Consider the following 15848-nt stretch of genomic DNA (forward strand, 5'->3'; position numbering starts at 1 on the left):
CGGTTTGATACTTCTTTGCTCTGTGGCCTGGGCCCAGCCCCCGCCGGGAGTCTCGGTGACGCTGTCGGTGCAGGAGCGGGCCTGGATGGCCCAGAATCCGACGGTAGTGGTCGGGGTAGAAGAGTGGGCACCGCTGTCCTTTAGTCAGCAGGATGGCCAGATTGGCGGTCTGGCGGCCGGTTACATGGAGCTAATCGCTACTCGCACCGGGTTGAATTTCCGTTATGAGTCCCGGCCCTGGCTGGCGTTGCTGGACGGACTGAAAAACGATGAGCTTGATATTATTCCGGCGATCTTTCATCTACCGGAGCGGGAAACGTTCGGCATTTTTAGCGACCCATTCTATGAGATCAAAGAGTTTCTGTACGTTAAATCCGGCAACGAGCAGATTCAGTCTTTCGATGATTTAAAAGGCAAACGGCTGGCGTTGGTACGAGGCTACACCAGCTGGGTGCGGGTGGCCAATCGCTTTCCCGACATTGAACTGGTGCCGGCAGACGATCTGCTTGAAGCCATCAACATGGTGCTTAATGGCGAGGTCGATGCCACATTTGAAGCCCAGATAGTGGTAGAGCAAGCCCTCAATGATTCCATGGTCGGTGGCCTGAAAGGGCTGCAGCAAGATGCCTTTAACGATATTCCCCTGCACATCATTTCCCGTGTCGGAGCCCCGGAGCTGGCGTCCATCATCCAGAAGGGGCTGAACACCATCAGCGCCGAAGAGAAACGCTCGATTCAGAACCAGTGGTTGGTCACCGGGATATCGGAGGAAAAGCCGCCCGAGTCGGCTTACCTGAACCTGCAATGGCTGGTAGGGGGGTTGGTGGCCATCATCGCCCTGCTGTTTGTGGTGACCAAGCTATTAGCCCGGTACGCCCGCTCGGAGCGGGCCGAGTTGCAGTTTGGTTCGCCCCGCTTCAGTCACATGGTGCTGATTGGGCTGGGGGTGTTTGTCACCTTCGTTATCGCGATGAGCCTGCTGATGCTCGATTACAACAAACGGGTATTGCTGGAACGCACCTTCATCTCCCTGGATGCCATTGCCACCTCTGTGCAGGAAAGTTTAGAAAATCAAGTAAGTAGCCGCCAGCAGGCGCTGGCGCTGATGAGCAGCAAGCAGGAATTCGTCGAGCTGGTGGAGCGGCTGCTGGCCTTGCCGCGCCATCCTCAGATACTGATTCAGTCTGAGGAGCTGGCGGCAGTGCGGGTGGAGTTGGTGTCGTTGAACAGCATTCTTGGTGATCTGGGCTTTTTCGTGATCGCTCCCGACGGCACCAGCCTGGCGGCGGTCAGGGATGAGAACATCGGTGTGCGCAATATCATCGCCAGTGCCAAGACCCGCCTGTTTATTCAGTTGCTGGCGGGGCAAAGCCTGTTTATTCCGCCGCTGCCGTCGGACATCGCTGATACCGGTTTTACCATGTTTGTGGCGATGCCGATCTTCAACAGCCAGGGCAAGGTGATCGCGGTGCTGGCGGAGCGTCTCGATCCGGTAAAGGGATTTAACGGTATTATTCAAACCGGTCGCGTCGGCGAAACCGGTGAAACCTATGCCGTCAGTAAGAGTGGACTGCTGCTGTCCAACAGTCGCTTTGAGCAGACCCTGGTGGAGACCGGGATGCTGGCGCCGGGCCAACCCAGCATGCGGGCCATCGAGATTCGCGATCCTGGCCGGGAGCTGACCCGTGGTCAGCCGTCCAAGTCAGGTAAGCGACCATTGACCCGAATGGCTGCCAGCATCGCTCTGGGTCAGAGCGGCGGCTCCATACAGGGTTACCGGGATTACCGCGGCGTCAAGGTGGTGGGAGCCTGGAAGTGGAGCGATAAACTGGGGCTGGGGCTGGCCACCGAGATGGATGAGGCCGAAGCCCTGGTGTCTTACAACACCCTGAAAACCACCCTGGCACTGGTGCTCGGGGTGACCTTGCTGTTCGCCGTCGCGGCGATTCTGTTTACCCTTAATCTGGGGAAACACGCCAACGCCCGACTGGCCCGCTCCAAAGCGTCGCTGGATCGGCGGGTGAAACAGCGCACCCTGGAGTTGTCGCTGTCGGAGGAGAAGGTTCGATTGTTACTCGGCTCGGTCGGGCAGGGAATTCTGGGTATTGAGAACAACGGCCGGGTCAGTTTTGTGAACCCGGCGGCGCTGGCGATGCTGGGTTACCAGGAAGGGGAGTTGTTGCAGCAGCCCATTGAACCGATTCTGTTTCCGGCCACCGGTGCCGCCGGACCGGTGGCCTCGAGTCCGTTGAGCCGGACCCTGGAGCGGGGAGTGAAGGAGCAGATCGACGACCAGCTGCTGGTTCGGCGAAATGGGCAGTCCTTTTCGGCGGAGTTTGCCGCCCATCCGGTGCTGAAGCAGGAGCAAATCATCGGTGCCGTGGTGGTGTTCAGCGACATCACCGCCCGCAAAGCGATGGCCAGGGATCTGGCTCAGGCCAAAGAGGAGGCGGAGAACGCCTCGCTGGCTAAGAGTGAGTTTCTGGCCAACATGAGCCATGAGATTCGTACCCCCATGAATGCCATCATCGGCATGTCCTATCTGGCGCTGGAAACCGAGCTGAATCGCAAGCAACGCTCGTTTATCGATAAGGTGCACCGCTCGGCGGAAGCATTGCTGGGGATCATCAACGACATTCTGGATTTTTCAAAGATTGAAGCGGGCAAGATGACATTGGAGTCCACCCCCTTCTACCTCGACGATGTACTCAGTAACCTCAGTAACCTGATAGCGCTCAAGGCGGAGGAGAAGGGGCTGGAGCTGCTGTTTAATGTGGATCCGGATGTGCCCCAGGCGCTGATTGGCGACCCCCTGCGCCTGGGGCAGATTCTGACCAACCTTGGCAACAACGCCATCAAGTTTACCGACCACGGCGAGATCGTGGTGACCATTCGGCTGCAGGAGCTGTATCAGGGCCAGGCCCAGCTGCTGTTTTCGGTGCGCGATAGCGGCATCGGCATGACTTCAGCCCAGCGACAGCGTTTGTTCCAGGCTTTTAGCCAGGCGGACAGCTCCACCACACGCAAGTACGGCGGAACCGGACTGGGGCTGACCATCAGTAAAACCCTGACCGAGATGATGGACGGGGAGATCTGGGTGGAGAGCCAGCCACAGCAGGGCAGTGTGTTCAATTTTACCGTCCGGTTGGAGGTGCAGAAAAATGCCGAGCCCCGTGCCCGTTACGACCGTAACCAACTGCGACAACTGAGCGCATTGGTGGTGGATGACAACCCGGTGGCACGCAACATCCTGGTGAACATGCTGGAGAATTTTGACCTGGAGGTGGAGGATGCCCCCGGAGCGGACGAAGCACTGAAGTTGATGCTGGCCCGCCAGTTCGACCTGCTGTTGGTGGACTGGAAGATGCCCGGCATCGACGGGTTTGGTTGCATTCGCCGTATGCGCCAGTGCGGGCTGGAGTCGGAGCCCAAGGTGATCATGGTGACCGCCTATGGGCGCGAGGAAGCGATGCAGGAGGGGATGGACAACGGCCAGTTGCTGGATGCGGTGCTCAGCAAGCCCATCACTCCGTCCAACTTGCTTGATGCCATTGGTGAAGCGCGAGGCGAGGCGGTGGTGCGCCACAATCGCAAGCTGGATAAGCGCAGCCAGATGCAGGAATCGCTGCCTCGGCTGCAAGGAGCCAGAGTACTGCTGGTGGAGGACAACGAATTTAACCAGGAGCTGGCCCGGGAGTTGCTTGAGCAAAACGGCCTCAAGGTTGAGGTGGCCGGCGACGGCCAGCAGGCTGTTGACTGGCTGGGGCGCGATGATGCCTTCGATGCGGTGCTGATGGACGTGCAGATGCCGGTGATGGACGGTTATCGGGCCACCGAGGTGATTCGGCAGCGGCCGGAATTTGACACCATGCCAGTCATTGCCATGACCGCCAATGTGATGGCCCGGGATCTGGAGCGTGCCAGAGAGGCGGGCATGAATGATCACATCGGCAAGCCCATCGACGTGGAGGAGATGTTTGCAACCCTGGCCCGCTGGATTGGGCGGGATCCTCAATCGGTGCCCCAACCGGCGTTGACTCCGGCCATGGCACTGACGTCGTTGCAGCCGGCCATCGATACCGATCACCTGCAGACCATTACTCTGGGCAACCAGGGGCTGCTGCAGAAACTGCTGAGCCACTTTGTCCGTGACCATGGCCAGTTTTCGCAGCCGTTCGAGCGGTTGCTGCGCCAGGATCAGGATGAGGCCACCCGGTTTGCCCATACCCTCAAAGGGGTGGCGGGCAACCTGGGCGCCACCGCCGTGCAGCAATTGGCGGATCAGCTGGAGCAGGCCTGTTTGTCCTCACAGCCCCCGGAAACCTTGCTGCCGTTGGCGCAGCAGCTGCAGGAGGTGTTGGAGCCCCTCTGTCAGCAGATAGAGCGGTTTCTGCAAGCGGACGTGCCGGTCGAGACTACACTAAAAGAGGTTGATACTGAGCAGCGGCTGCAACAACTGCAGGCGCTGTACTCCCTTCTCAAGGACGACGACACAGAAGCCGTGGATCGGGTCGATCAACTGCTGGCTCAGATTAAGGAACCGGGCTTGAAACGGCGCTTGGCTAAGATAAGCGAGGCGGTGGAACAGTTTGATTTCGAGCGGGCCCTGGCGTTGCTGAGAAAACTGGCAGTGTCGCAAGGGTGGCCGCTGGAGGAGGAGTAGGTGGATAACCCTGTCATCCTGGTGGTCGACGATAATCCTGACAACATCAATCTACTCAGCTCTGTGCTGCGCAATGAATACAAGGTCAAAGCCGCGACCAGCGGCCACAAGGCGCTGGAGATTGTGGCCCGCACACCCAGGCCGGACATGATTCTGCTGGATGTAATGATGCCGAAGATGGACGGTTATCAGGTCTGTGAGCGGCTGAAACTGGACCCCACAACCGCCCACATTCCGGTGATCTTCGTGACCGCTAAAATTGCCGTCGAGGACGAAACCCGCGGGTTGGAGTTGGGGGCGGTAGATTACATCACCAAACCCATCAACCCGTCACTGGTGCGGGCCCGGGTGCACACCCACCTGGCGTTGTCGGATCAGAAACGCGAGTTGACCCGGCAGGTAATCGAGAAAACCGAGGAGTTGAATCAGAGCCGGTTGTCGGTGATCCAGACCCTGGGCCGGGCGGCGGAATACAAAGACAACGAAACCGGTATGCACGTCATCCGCATGAGCCATTATTCTCGACTGATCGCCCAGCAACTGGACGTCGATGAGCACTGGGTTGATCTGTTGTTCAACGCCTCCCCCATGCACGACATCGGCAAGATTGGCATCGTCGACGCCATATTGCGCAAGCCCGGCCGGCTGGAGGGGAAGGAGTGGCAGGAGATGAAGCGCCATTCCGAGTACGGCGCCGATATTCTGCGCCAGCACACCTCAGAGTTGCTGGTGATGGCCAGGGAGATTGCGCTGACCCACCATGAAAAGTGGGACGGCAGCGGTTACCCGGCCGGCCTGAAGGGCACCGACATTCCCCTGTCGGCGCGTATCGTTGCCATTGCCGATGTGTTTGATGCCCTGACGTCCGAACGCCCCTATAAACCGTCCTGGCCGGTGCAGGAGTCGGTTGAGTTCATTGTCGACAATGCCGGCACCCATTTCGATCCACAACTGGTGCAGCTGTTTCAGCGCTGTTTGCCGGAGATTCTGCAGATTCGAGAACAGTTTGCCGGCTAAAACTCGATTCGGGCGCAACAGCCGCCGCTGTCCAGGTCGGTCAGGCTGAACTGCCAGTGGTAGCGCTGACACAGGTCTTCGACGATCAACAGGCCCAGGCCGTGGCCGCCGCAGTGGGCCTGGTTTAATCCCGGCCCCTGATCCCGCACCTCCAGAGCATCAAGGGTGACGCACACCGTGACTTCGCCAGTTTCGGTGGCGGCGATGGCGTTACGCAGCAGGTTGCCGATGATCATTCGGACCACCGCCGGTTCCGCTTTAATCAACGGCGCCTGGGTCTGGTTCAGTTGCAGTCCGACCTGCTTGTTGTCGGCGGCCGCTTGTTCATGCTCGATGATGGCCCGAATTTCGGCTTCATCCAGGTGGCGGGACTCGAGGTGATGCTCGTTCTTCTCGTAGCGCACCATCGACAGCAGTGCGTCCACCATGGTTTGCATCTCGTCAGTGGCAGTGAGAATTCGCTGCTGCTGACGGCCGATGAACTCTGGCTTGTCCGAGTGGGCCAGCAGGTTGGCGGCGCCGCGGACGATGGTCAATGGTGTGCGCAACTCATGGCTGGCGTAGCGAGCGAACGCCTGTTCGCGGCGAATCAACAGATCCAATTGATGCCGATAGGCGTTGAAGGCGTCGGTCAGCTGCACAAACTCCTCGGCGGCGGACTCCGGTACACTCAGAGGCGTGCGGGTGTCGTTGTTCAGTTGGGCCAGCTGATCTCCGAGTTCCTTGACAGGTTGAATCAGGCGTACCGACAACAGGTAGACGATCACCCCTGCCACTAAAATGATGCCGATGCTGGCAGCAATGATCAGCAGGTTCAGCAGAACCGTCTCCCGATCGGTGATCTCCACCTGTTCGGTTTTGGCGATCAGGATCAGCGGTTGGGAGCGGCCGTGTTTAACAAACTCGGTGGTCAGTACGTAGATGGAACCCAGATCGTCATCGATCAGCTCCTCCAGCGCATGATCGGCAAACCTGAGCCGGTCGGGAATGAAGGCCGGGACGTCGTCGGCGCTGTCGTAGGCGTAGGTGATACGGTCAATCTCCAGCGGGCCGCTGGCCCCGGTCAGGTAGCGGGCGATGGCCACGTCTTTGGAGATCTTCAGCGACCGCTCATTGACGGCGTCCTCGCCCCAGTGCAGGGCGGTATTGAACAGGGTCATCATGGTAAGGCTGATGCCGATGGCCATGATGAAAAATGCCGCCATTAGCCGCGCCGTCATGGTACGGACGTTGGAGAGCCGGTGCCGTCTCACAGGCTGTCGTCCAGTCGAAATCCGATCTTGGGAACCGTCACCAGCATGGCCTGGGCAAACGGTTTGTCCAGTTGGTTGCGCAGCTGATAGATGTGGCTGCGCAGCACATCGTTGCTGGGAGGCTGATCGCCCCAAATCGCTTCGGTGAGCTGGTCTCGGCTGACCACCTCCGGCGCGGCCTGAGCCAGTACATGCAGAATCTTAAAGGTGGTGGGATTCAGGGCCAACATCTGCCCTTGGCGATGGGCTTTGCGGGTTTTCTGGTCCACTTCCAGATCGCCCACCGTCAGCTTGCTGGTGGCCAGGGTGCCACGAAAACGTTTAACCAGGGCCAGCAGTCGTGCTTCGAGAATGTCCAGATCGAAGGGTTTGGTCAGGTAGTCATCGGCGCCCTGTTTAAAGCCGGTCAGGGTGTCCTGGCGGTTGTCCAGCGCCGTCAGCATCAGTACCGGGGTGGTCTTGCCCTGGTCACGCAGCTGCTGGCAAACCTCAAAGCCGTCCATTCTTGGCAGCATCAGATCCAGAATGATGGCATCGAAATGGGTCTCAAGCGCCAGCTTCAGCCCCAGTTCGCCATTGTCGGCGTAATCCAGTTCCACCTCTTTGGCTTCGAAGAAATCAAACAGGATGCCGGCAATTTCGCGGTTGTCTTCCACCAGCAGAATCTTGGTGTTGCTTAAATCTTTCATCGAGCGCCCGGATTTATATCAGTGTGACTCAGTATGATGCCGTTGATGTGGATGAAATGTCGATGACAATTATTTCACGGCAGCTTCGGATAATGGCGGTCATTCTGCAATGCCTGCGTGGCATTGGCACGCTCATTATCTGAATATCAGGGGTGCAATATGCTGAAAGCCCAGCCTCAACAACGTCATCGAGACCGGCCCGTCGTGCTGTCGGTGATCATTCCCGTCTTTAATGAAAGCCAGGGGTTGGCGTACACCCACGAGCGGGTGACCGAGGTACTGGATGCCATCCCCGAGCGCTGCGAGATCATCTATGTGGATGATGGCAGCAAAGACAACAGCTGGCAGTTGGTCCAGCAGTTGCCGGAGTCCAGCAGCGATCATGTGGGGGTAACCCTGAGCCGAAACTTCGGCAAGGAAGCCGCCATGAGCGCCGGGCTGCAGCAGTGCCGCGGTCAGGCGGTGATCTTGCTGGACGCGGACCTTCAGGATCCGCCGGAACTGATCCCGCAGATGATGGAGGCCTGGCGTAAAGGCGCCGACGTGGTCAACATGAAGCGTCGCGCCCGGCTGGGGGAAAGTTGGTTTAAACGGCTTACCGCCGCCAGTTTCTATAAGGTGATGAATTGGGCGTCCGAGGTGCCGGTACCGGAAAATGTCGGCGATTTTCGTTTGATGAGTCGCCAGGTGGTGGATCACATCAATCAGCTGCCGGAGCGCAATCGTTACATGAAGGGGCTGTTTGCCTGGCCGGGATTCATGCAGGTGACCCTGGAGTTTGATCGCGATCCCCGCGCCGTGGGTGAAACCAAGTGGAACTACGGCAAACTCTTTGCCCTGGCGATGGACGGCATCGCCTCGTTCAGCATTCGGCCGCTGCGACTGGCGACCTGGTGTGGGCTGCTGACGGCGCTGAGTGCGTTTTTGTATGGCGCCTGGGTGGTGGTCAAGACCCTGGCCTTTGGCGAAGCGGTGTCCGGCTACCCGTCGCTGATGGTGGTGCAGCTGTTGATTGGCGGCATCCAACTGTTGGCGCTGGGGCTGATCGGTGAGTATCTGGGACGGGTGGTGATGGAGGTGAAACAGCGGCCTCAGTACCTGATTCGTGAGGTCTCCCATCAGGAAGGTCTGGACGCAGTGGTATCCCTTGAGGCGCGCCGATGAAAAACTGGATTTCCCGTAACCCGGTCTTGTTCGTTTTGCTGTTGGCTCTGGCAGTACGTCTGTTGTCGCTGGGACTCTATCCGCTGATGGACACCACCGAAGCCCGCTATGGCTACATGGCAAGGCTGATGGTGGAGACCGGCAACTGGCTTACGCCCCAGTTTGATCTTGGGGTGCCTTTCTGGGGCAAGCCGCCGTTGCATACCTGGATGAGCGCTGGCTCGGCGGCCATGCTGGGAATGACCGAGTTTTCCCTGCGCCTGCCTCACTGGCTGGCGGGGGTGGCGGTGGCAGGCCTGGTGGCCTGGATGGCGCGGCGGCAGGGACAGAACCCGTTGCTGGCGGCCATGGTACTGGCGACCTGTGCCATCTTCAGTGTTGCCTCCGGGGCGGTCATGACCGACATGGCGCTGACCCTTGGCATGACAATCGCGATGCTGGGGTTCTATCTCGGTTGGCAGGGTCACTACCGGGCCGGCTATCTCGGCTTCGCCGGACTGGCGATCGGCTTGCTGGCTAAAGGGCCACTGGTGATCGTATTGATGGGATTGGCGGTGGCGCCATGGCTGCTGATTCAACACGGTCTCGGGGCGTTCCGGGTGTTGTGGCAACGGTTTCCGCTGCTGCTGGGCACCGGCGCCATGCTGTTGATTGCCGCGCCGTGGTATCTGGCGGCGGAGCAGGCCACGCCCGGGTTTTTGAATTACTTCCTGGTGGGAGAGCACTTCCTGCGCTTTGTCGAGAGCGGTTGGACCGGCGATCTGTACGGCAGTGCCCATGACCAACCCCGTGGCACCATCTGGCTGTTCTGGCTGGCGGCGGCACTGCCCTGGTCGGTGATATTGCCTCTGTTGTATCTGCGTGGCCGGGGCCAGCCGACCCGGCAACCGGGCCCGGCGGGTTGGCGCAGTTTCCTGTTGTGCTGGATGGTTTCGCCCATGGTGCTGTTCACCATGGCCGGCAACATTCTGCCCGCCTATGTATTGCCCGGCATTCCGGCGCTGGCGCTGCTGTGTTCATCCTTGGCCACGGACTCGGATCGGGGCTGGCTGGCCAAGGTCGGCGTGACCATGCCGGTATTGCTGCTGGTGGCCACCGGGGTACTAAACCTGAAGGTGGGTGACGAGCGCAGTGACAAGGCTCTGCTGGCTAAAGAGGCCAATCCGGCGCTGCCGCTGCTGTACTACGGTAAGCGCACCTTCTCGGGGCAGTTCTATTCCGATGGCCGCGCCCAAAAGGCGGATCTGGTGACGCTGAATCAGCAGCGCGGGCGCTATTCACTGGTGATGTCGGCCAAGCAATCCTGGCAGCAACTGGCACTGGAGAGCCAGAGTTGTCGGGTGATGGCGGTGAAGCTGAAACGTCAGTTACTGGAGTGTGGCCCGGATGCGCTGGCCAGCCTGGATTAAGTTTGCCCTGGTGGGCGGTACCGGTTTTGTGGTGGACCTGTCGCTGTTCAGTGCGCTGACATTGTGGCTGGAGTGGGGCCCTTATCCGGCCCGGGGGCTGGCGTTTGTGGCGGCGGCCTCCACCACCTGGGCCGGCAACCGCTGTTTTACCTTTCGCCAGCGGCGTCAGCAGAACGCCAGAACCCAGTGGCTTAAATCCGTGACGGCAGCGCTGATGTCGGCGCTGCCTAATTTCGGCCTGTTCTCATTGACCTTGATGCTGCTGAGTCCGTGGCCGCTGGCGCCCTGGGCGGCGCTGGTGACCGGCATCGGTGCCGGCACCGTGTCGAACTATCTGCTCAGCAGCCACTGGGTGTTTGCCGAATCAGCGCGGTCGCTTTGAAGGCATTTTCGGCTGATACAACAACAACTCTTCCCCCGGGGTCAGCTCGATGCTGCCCTGGGACTCCAATCCCAGCTTGTCCAGAATTCGCCGCGAGGCCAGGTTGTCTTCAGAGACAACACCTAAAATGGTGCCCAGTCCCAGCGCCTGCTGACCGTAGATCATGATCGCTTCACAGGCCTCGGTTGCCAGTCCCAGGCCAAAATAGGTGTCCGTGATGGCGTAGCCAATGTCCGGGTAGTCGAGGCCGTCGCGCTGAATCAGGCCGGCAATGCCCACCGGGGTGCCGTTGCTCTTCAGGCTCAGGTGGTACATGCCAAAGCCATGATCCTGATAGCTGGCTATGGGGCCTTGGCGCAGGTGATCCTGTGCCTCTTCCAGGGTACGCACCCCCTTGTCATGGATTCCATCAATGAAGCTCTGCTGGTTAAGCAGAGTGAGATAGAAGGGTGCATCGTCGACGGTTAACTTGCGGATTCTCAGTCGTTCGGTGTCCAATATCATCCGGTATACCCCTGATAGTGATGAACATTCAGACTAACCAGCACCGAGGTAATGAGCAAGACTCAAATACTCGAGCCCGATCCCACTTTCTACTCTTTGTCGCCGCCTGAATTGAAAAGGTATGGCGGCATAAGTTAGTGGCGATTATTCCTAACCCTTTGCTGAAATCCCTAGAAAAAACGATATGATAGACGGTCTTTATGGATCCCGGTCTACGCCGTTGCGCAGGGTTTGGGAGTACGGCGCGATGCGGGTATTGCAGACAAGGATTATTGAGTGAAAATTGTGATGAAACCCCTGTTGTCGGCATTGGTGGCGCTGCCGCTGATGCTGGGAGCACAACCGGTTCAGGCAGAACAACCCTCCATCTACAGCCACATGGACGTTGCCCATCCGGTATGGGCGGCCAATGGCATGGTGGCCAGTCAGGAGGCGCTGGCCAGCGCCGTGGGTGTGGAGATTCTGCGTCAGGGCGGCAACGCCGTTGATGCGGCGGTGGCCGTGGGCTTTGCCCTGGCGGTGACGCTGCCGCGCGCCGGTAACCTCGGGGGCGGTGGTTTTATGCTGCTGCACCTGGCCGAGGGCAACCGTGATGTGGCCATCGACTATCGGGAGATGGCCCCGGCCAAGGCCCATCGCGACATGTTTTTGAATGAGCAGGGCGAGGCGGAGGCCAAGCTGTCCCGTGAGCACGGGTTGGCGGTGGGGGTGCCTGGCACAGTCAAAGGGATGGAACTGGCGCTGAAAAACTACGGCACTTTGTCGTTAAAGCAGGTGATCGCTCCCGCCATTGAGTTGGCAGAAAAGGGGATTACGGTGACGCCGGATCTGAGCAGTTCCCTGCAGGGGCTGAAGCGGCGTCTGTGGCAGTGGCCCAGCACCCGCCCGGTGTTTTATCACCCCGATGGCAGTGACTACCAGGCCGGTGAGCGGCTGGTTCAGGCGGATCTGGCCCGCTCCCTGAAACGCATTGCCGAACATGGCAGTGACGGATTCTATAAAGGCGAAACCGCCCGCCAGATCGCCCGATCGGTGCGCCAGGCCGGTGGCGTGATGACCGAAGCGGATCTGGCGGCCTACACGGCGGTGGAGCGCCAGCCGGTGCGGGGGCAATACCGGGGCTATGAGGTGATCTCCATGCCACCGCCATCTTCCGGGGGCGTCCACATCATTCAGATGCTGAACATGCTGGAAGGCCAGCCTATTAGCAGCATGGGGGCCAACAGCGCCCAGACCCTGCACTGGATGGCGGAAAGCATGCGCCGCGCCTACGCCGACCGCAGTGAGTATCTCGGGGATCCGGATTTCACCCAGGTGCCGGTGACGGGCCTCACCAGCCGCAGCTACGCCAAGGCACTGGCGGCTGCCATCAATCCCAATAAGGCGACCCCAAGCAGCGACATCAAGCCGGGCAACCCGATCCCGTATGAGAGCGATCAGACCACCCACTACTCGGTGGTGGATAAGTGGGGCAATGCGGTGTCAAACACCTACACCCTGAACTTCAGTTATGGTTCCGGCCTGGTGGCGGAAGGCACCGGTATTTTGCTCAACAATGAGATGGACGACTTTTCCGCCAAACCCGGCACCCCCAATGGCTTTGGTCTTATTGGTGGCGAGGCCAATGAGGTTCAACCGGGCAAGCGACCGTTGAGCTCCATGAGTCCGACCATAGTGATGAAGCAGCAGCAGCCGTTTCTGGTGACCGGCAGCCCCGGTGGCTCGCGAATCATCACCACCACGCTGCAGGTGATCATGAACGTCATCGATCATGGGATGAACGTGGCCGAAGCCACGGCGGCGTCACGGATTCACCATCAGTGGTGGCCGGATGAGATTCGCGCCGAGAAAAGCCTGAACCCGGACACCAAACGCCTGCTGGAGGCGATGGGGCACAAGGTGACGGTGAAACCGTCCATGGGCAGTACCCAGTCGATCATGGTGACTGAGCAGGGATTGCTGGGGGCGTCGGATCCCCGTCGTCGAGGAGCGGCGACTCTGGGCTACTAAGTCCTAAGCTGGGAAGGGGAATCTCAGAAACCGATTCCCCTAACGCAGTTTTTTTTAAAGTGTGACAAAAACATCGCTGTTCTAGGAGGTTTTTCTCACTTTAAAGTTGAATGTGAGTTTATGCACGATTCTGGAGTAAGAATCCGGTTTTTTCTGGAGGCGGAACGGCGATAGGCGCACACTTCCCACCCGCAAGGATGCACACTACACAGCCGGTTTCGGTTGTGCATAGATATTTCACGCACAAGAAGCTCCCGATAGGGGGCTTTTTGCATTTCTGACCGCGACTCAGTTGGGAAACCTCGGCGACGCGCCCCCGACACTGATATTTCATGCCTCGGGACTGCAACTGGTTATCGACGGCAACTGACGGTTGAGCCGTGCTCTGAAACCTGATCAAACTGGCGTTCGCCGTCTTAGTCACGCCGGAGGGTATGGCCGAGACCGTGGTATTCTTGTTGTCGGAGCGGGCTACGTCGGCCACCGGAGCCACCTGGTGCCTGGGCGGCGGAGTCATGGCCGGCCGTCACTGAGCCGGGTTAGGAGCAGGAGGTGAACAATGCTGAATATGGATATGAGCTTGCGGCAGGTAATCGATACCGCCGCCATGCCCTGGCAGGACAGCCCGGCCCGAGGCGTGAGTCGTAAACCGCTGGAGCGGGAGGCCCGGGAATCGGGCCATACCACCAGCATTGTTCGCTACCAGCCAGGCTCTTGTTTTGCCAGCCATCGCCACCCGATGGGGGAGGAGATACTGGTGCTCGACGGGGTGTTCTCCGATGAAGATGGTGATTACCCGGCGGGCACCTATCTGAGAAATCCTCCCGGAAGTCAGCATGCGCCGTTCAGCGAGGCCGGCTGTACCCTGCTGGTTAAATTGAATCAGTTCAGTCCGGACGATAATCGGACGGTGCGACTGAATACCGGTTTGACGCCGTGGCAACCGGGTATCGGCGGGCTGATGGTGATGCCTTTGCATCAGTTTGGCACCGAACAAACGGCGCTGGTGAAGTGGCCCGCGAATGAGCACTTTTCACGACATCGACACGTCGGCGGCGAGGAGGTGCTGGTGTTGTCTGGCGAGTTTTGCGATGAACACGGCCGCTACCCAGAAGGCTGCTGGATTCGCAGCCCTCATCTGAGTGAGCACCAGCCTTTTGTGACCCAGCCGACGCTTATCTGGGTAAAGACCGGCCATCTACCTGCAGAGTGAACCGGTTGCTGCTCAGCGCTGCGCCAGACTGTAGCGCTGCGCCGCCCCTTTCCACTTCTCCCCCTGTTGCCAGCGCTCAAGAAAACGTGGCCCGTCCAGGATTACCCGGCCGCCGATGGCGGTCAGGCCCAGATCGAACAGTACCTGGGGCAACAACCCGACGCTGGGACCAATGAGTGCCACTTGGGCTGCCTGCCGACAATGGGGCAGCAAGGAGGAGAGGGTGTGGTTGATCACTGTGGTGCCGGTGATCAGGATTTTTTGGCAGTGTTGCAGCTCAGAGGGGTCCATGGTGACCTTCAGGGGGCCGTCCTCTCGTGCCAGTTCCGGCTTGAGCTCAATCACGGTAACCGGCGTGCCTTGCTCGGTCAGTGTTTTTACCAGGGGGGGGAAATACCCCACCATGCCGACTCGATCGCCGGCCTCAATCTTTAGCAGTTCCAGTGTGTCGACGGCGTCTGGATACTGAAACTCTTGTTGCTGTAACAGCCACTGGCTCAGTGCATTCAGAGCGCCGCTACCCAGTACTTGTTGCCACGGTTCATTCGACAGGTATAACTTGGCCAATTCGGTGATCGGTTGTTGGCAATAGTGTTGGTAGCGAGAGGCATCCTGAAGTTGATCCAGTGCGTCACCCAGTTTGGTGTAGGTCAGCCCGATGGTGCCGTCGGTCAGTTCGACGGCACCAAATTTTGCGCTGGGATTGGCATCGAGATTGTTGCGGGCAATGTGAATGGCCTTGACGGCCGGAGGCTGCTGCTGCCCCAAGGCATGTAGCACGCCGTGATAGATGGCTTCCATAACAACTCACCTGAAGGAATAAACCTCGATAATACAGGGTTTGGGGAGCGAGAACCGAGAGCGGAGGATCGCTTTTTTGAAAACTCCCAACAGGAGCCAAAGTCACTGGGCCCTCGCGTTCGCAAGGGCGACAGGCCTTCCCGCCGTCGTGCCCGCGCAGGCGGGTAGCCAGTGTCTTTGTTGTTCTCAACCAGAACCCAAGCCACTGGGCCCTCGCGTTCGCAAGGGCGACAGGCCTTTCCTTCCGTCGTGCCCGCGCAGGCGGGTAGCCAGTGTCTTTGCTGTTCTCAAGCAGAATCCAAGTCACTGGGCCCTCGCGTTCGCAAGGGCGACACGATTGGGGTGTTGTGGGTGCGGTAAGCGCGGTGGTCGCCATCAATACCGACTTTGCACTGAGTAAGCTACAACCCTCCGTCGTGCCCGCGCACGCGGGTACCCAGTGTCTTTGACCTTGCCCTTGACGCCGGGGACTGAGAGATGAATGGCCATCGTGCAGCCGAACTAGGGAGAGATGATCGCCTGCGGCGTTACTGCGCTCATGCTTCGCTTCGTTGCGAACTGAAGAGCTCGAACCAAGATCTCCGCAACACGCATAAACGAAAAAGCCCCTGCACTTCGTGCAGGGGCTTTTTCGTTTATATGGCGGTTAGGGAGAGATTCGAACTCTCGATACGTTGCCGTATACACACTTTCCAGGCGTGCTCCTTCAGCCACTCGGACACCTAACCAATTTTCAATTGAGT

General features: G+C 59.2%; 11 protein-coding genes and 1 tRNA gene. 7 read left to right on the plus strand and 5 right to left on the minus strand.

Features of this window, described 5'->3' with window-relative positions; translation table 11 throughout:
• Positions 1-55: 55 nt before the first annotated feature.
• A complete protein-coding gene (locus BLT77_RS14585; RefSeq protein ID WP_176819325.1) occupies positions 56-4663 on the plus strand; it encodes a response regulator in 4608 nt (1535 codons plus the stop codon).
• On the plus strand, positions 4664-5680 hold the full coding sequence (locus BLT77_RS14590) for a response regulator (protein WP_090366713.1): 1017 nt from the start codon (positions 4664-4666) through the stop codon (positions 5678-5680).
• Here the strand turns inward: BLT77_RS14590 and BLT77_RS14595 are convergent.
• On the minus strand, positions 5677-6933 hold the full coding sequence (locus tag BLT77_RS14595; RefSeq protein WP_143026644.1) for a sensor histidine kinase: 1257 nt from the start codon (positions 6931-6933) through the stop codon (positions 5677-5679). The two genes, BLT77_RS14590 and BLT77_RS14595, sit on opposite strands and share 4 nt — an antisense overlap.
• On the minus strand, positions 6930-7622 hold the full coding sequence (locus BLT77_RS14600; protein ID WP_090366717.1) for a response regulator transcription factor: 693 nt from the start codon (positions 7620-7622) through the stop codon (positions 6930-6932). The genes BLT77_RS14595 and BLT77_RS14600 overlap by 4 nt, the downstream gene beginning before the upstream one ends.
• A gap of 159 nt (positions 7623-7781) precedes the next feature.
• Between BLT77_RS14600 and BLT77_RS14605 the strand changes: the two genes are divergently transcribed.
• Genes BLT77_RS14605 through BLT77_RS14615 form a run of 3 tightly spaced genes read left to right on the plus strand, consistent with a single transcriptional unit; the run spans position 7782 to position 10577 of the window.
• On the plus strand, positions 7782-8786 hold the full coding sequence (locus tag BLT77_RS14605) for a glycosyltransferase family 2 protein (RefSeq protein WP_090366719.1): 1005 nt from the start codon (positions 7782-7784) through the stop codon (positions 8784-8786).
• Positions 8783-10195: an ArnT family glycosyltransferase gene (locus BLT77_RS14610; protein WP_090366721.1), complete on the plus strand. Its 1413-nt coding sequence runs from the start codon at positions 8783-8785 to the stop codon at positions 10193-10195. Before BLT77_RS14605 ends, BLT77_RS14610 begins: the two co-directional genes overlap by 4 nt.
• Positions 10173-10577 carry a GtrA family protein gene (locus BLT77_RS14615; RefSeq protein WP_090366723.1) on the plus strand — a complete coding sequence of 135 codons (405 nt, stop codon included), beginning with the start codon at positions 10173-10175 and terminating at the stop codon, positions 10575-10577. Before BLT77_RS14610 ends, BLT77_RS14615 begins: the two co-directional genes overlap by 23 nt.
• Here BLT77_RS14615 and BLT77_RS14620 read toward each other — a convergent pair.
• Positions 10560-11081 (minus strand): GNAT family N-acetyltransferase, encoded by a 522-nt coding sequence (locus BLT77_RS14620; RefSeq protein ID WP_090366725.1) that lies wholly within the window; start codon positions 11079-11081, stop codon positions 10560-10562. The two genes, BLT77_RS14615 and BLT77_RS14620, sit on opposite strands and share 18 nt — an antisense overlap.
• A 288-nt stretch (positions 11082-11369) precedes the next feature.
• Here BLT77_RS14620 and ggt point away from each other — a divergent pair, with 288 nt between their 5' ends.
• On the plus strand, positions 11370-13091 hold the full coding sequence (gene ggt, locus BLT77_RS14625; RefSeq protein ID WP_090366867.1) for a gamma-glutamyltransferase: 1722 nt from the start codon (positions 11370-11372) through the stop codon (positions 13089-13091).
• A gap of 559 nt (positions 13092-13650) precedes the next feature.
• A complete protein-coding gene (locus BLT77_RS14630) occupies positions 13651-14304 on the plus strand; it encodes a cupin domain-containing protein (protein ID WP_090366727.1) in 654 nt (217 codons plus the stop codon).
• Positions 14305-14316: 12 nt separating this feature from the next.
• Here BLT77_RS14630 and BLT77_RS14635 read toward each other — a convergent pair whose 3' ends face one another.
• Both BLT77_RS14635 and BLT77_RS14640 read right to left on the minus strand, forming a co-directional pair.
• A complete protein-coding gene (locus tag BLT77_RS14635) occupies positions 14317-15105 on the minus strand; it encodes a DUF364 domain-containing protein (protein ID WP_090366729.1) in 789 nt (262 codons plus the stop codon).
• A 640-nt stretch (positions 15106-15745) separates the two neighbouring features.
• A tRNA-Ser gene (locus BLT77_RS14640) sits at positions 15746-15833 on the minus strand.
• Positions 15834-15848: the final 15 nt, after the last annotated feature.

The organism is Ferrimonas sediminum (genome assembly GCF_900100175.1).
Taxonomy (GTDB): Bacteria; Pseudomonadota; Gammaproteobacteria; order Enterobacterales; family Shewanellaceae; genus Ferrimonas; species Ferrimonas sediminum.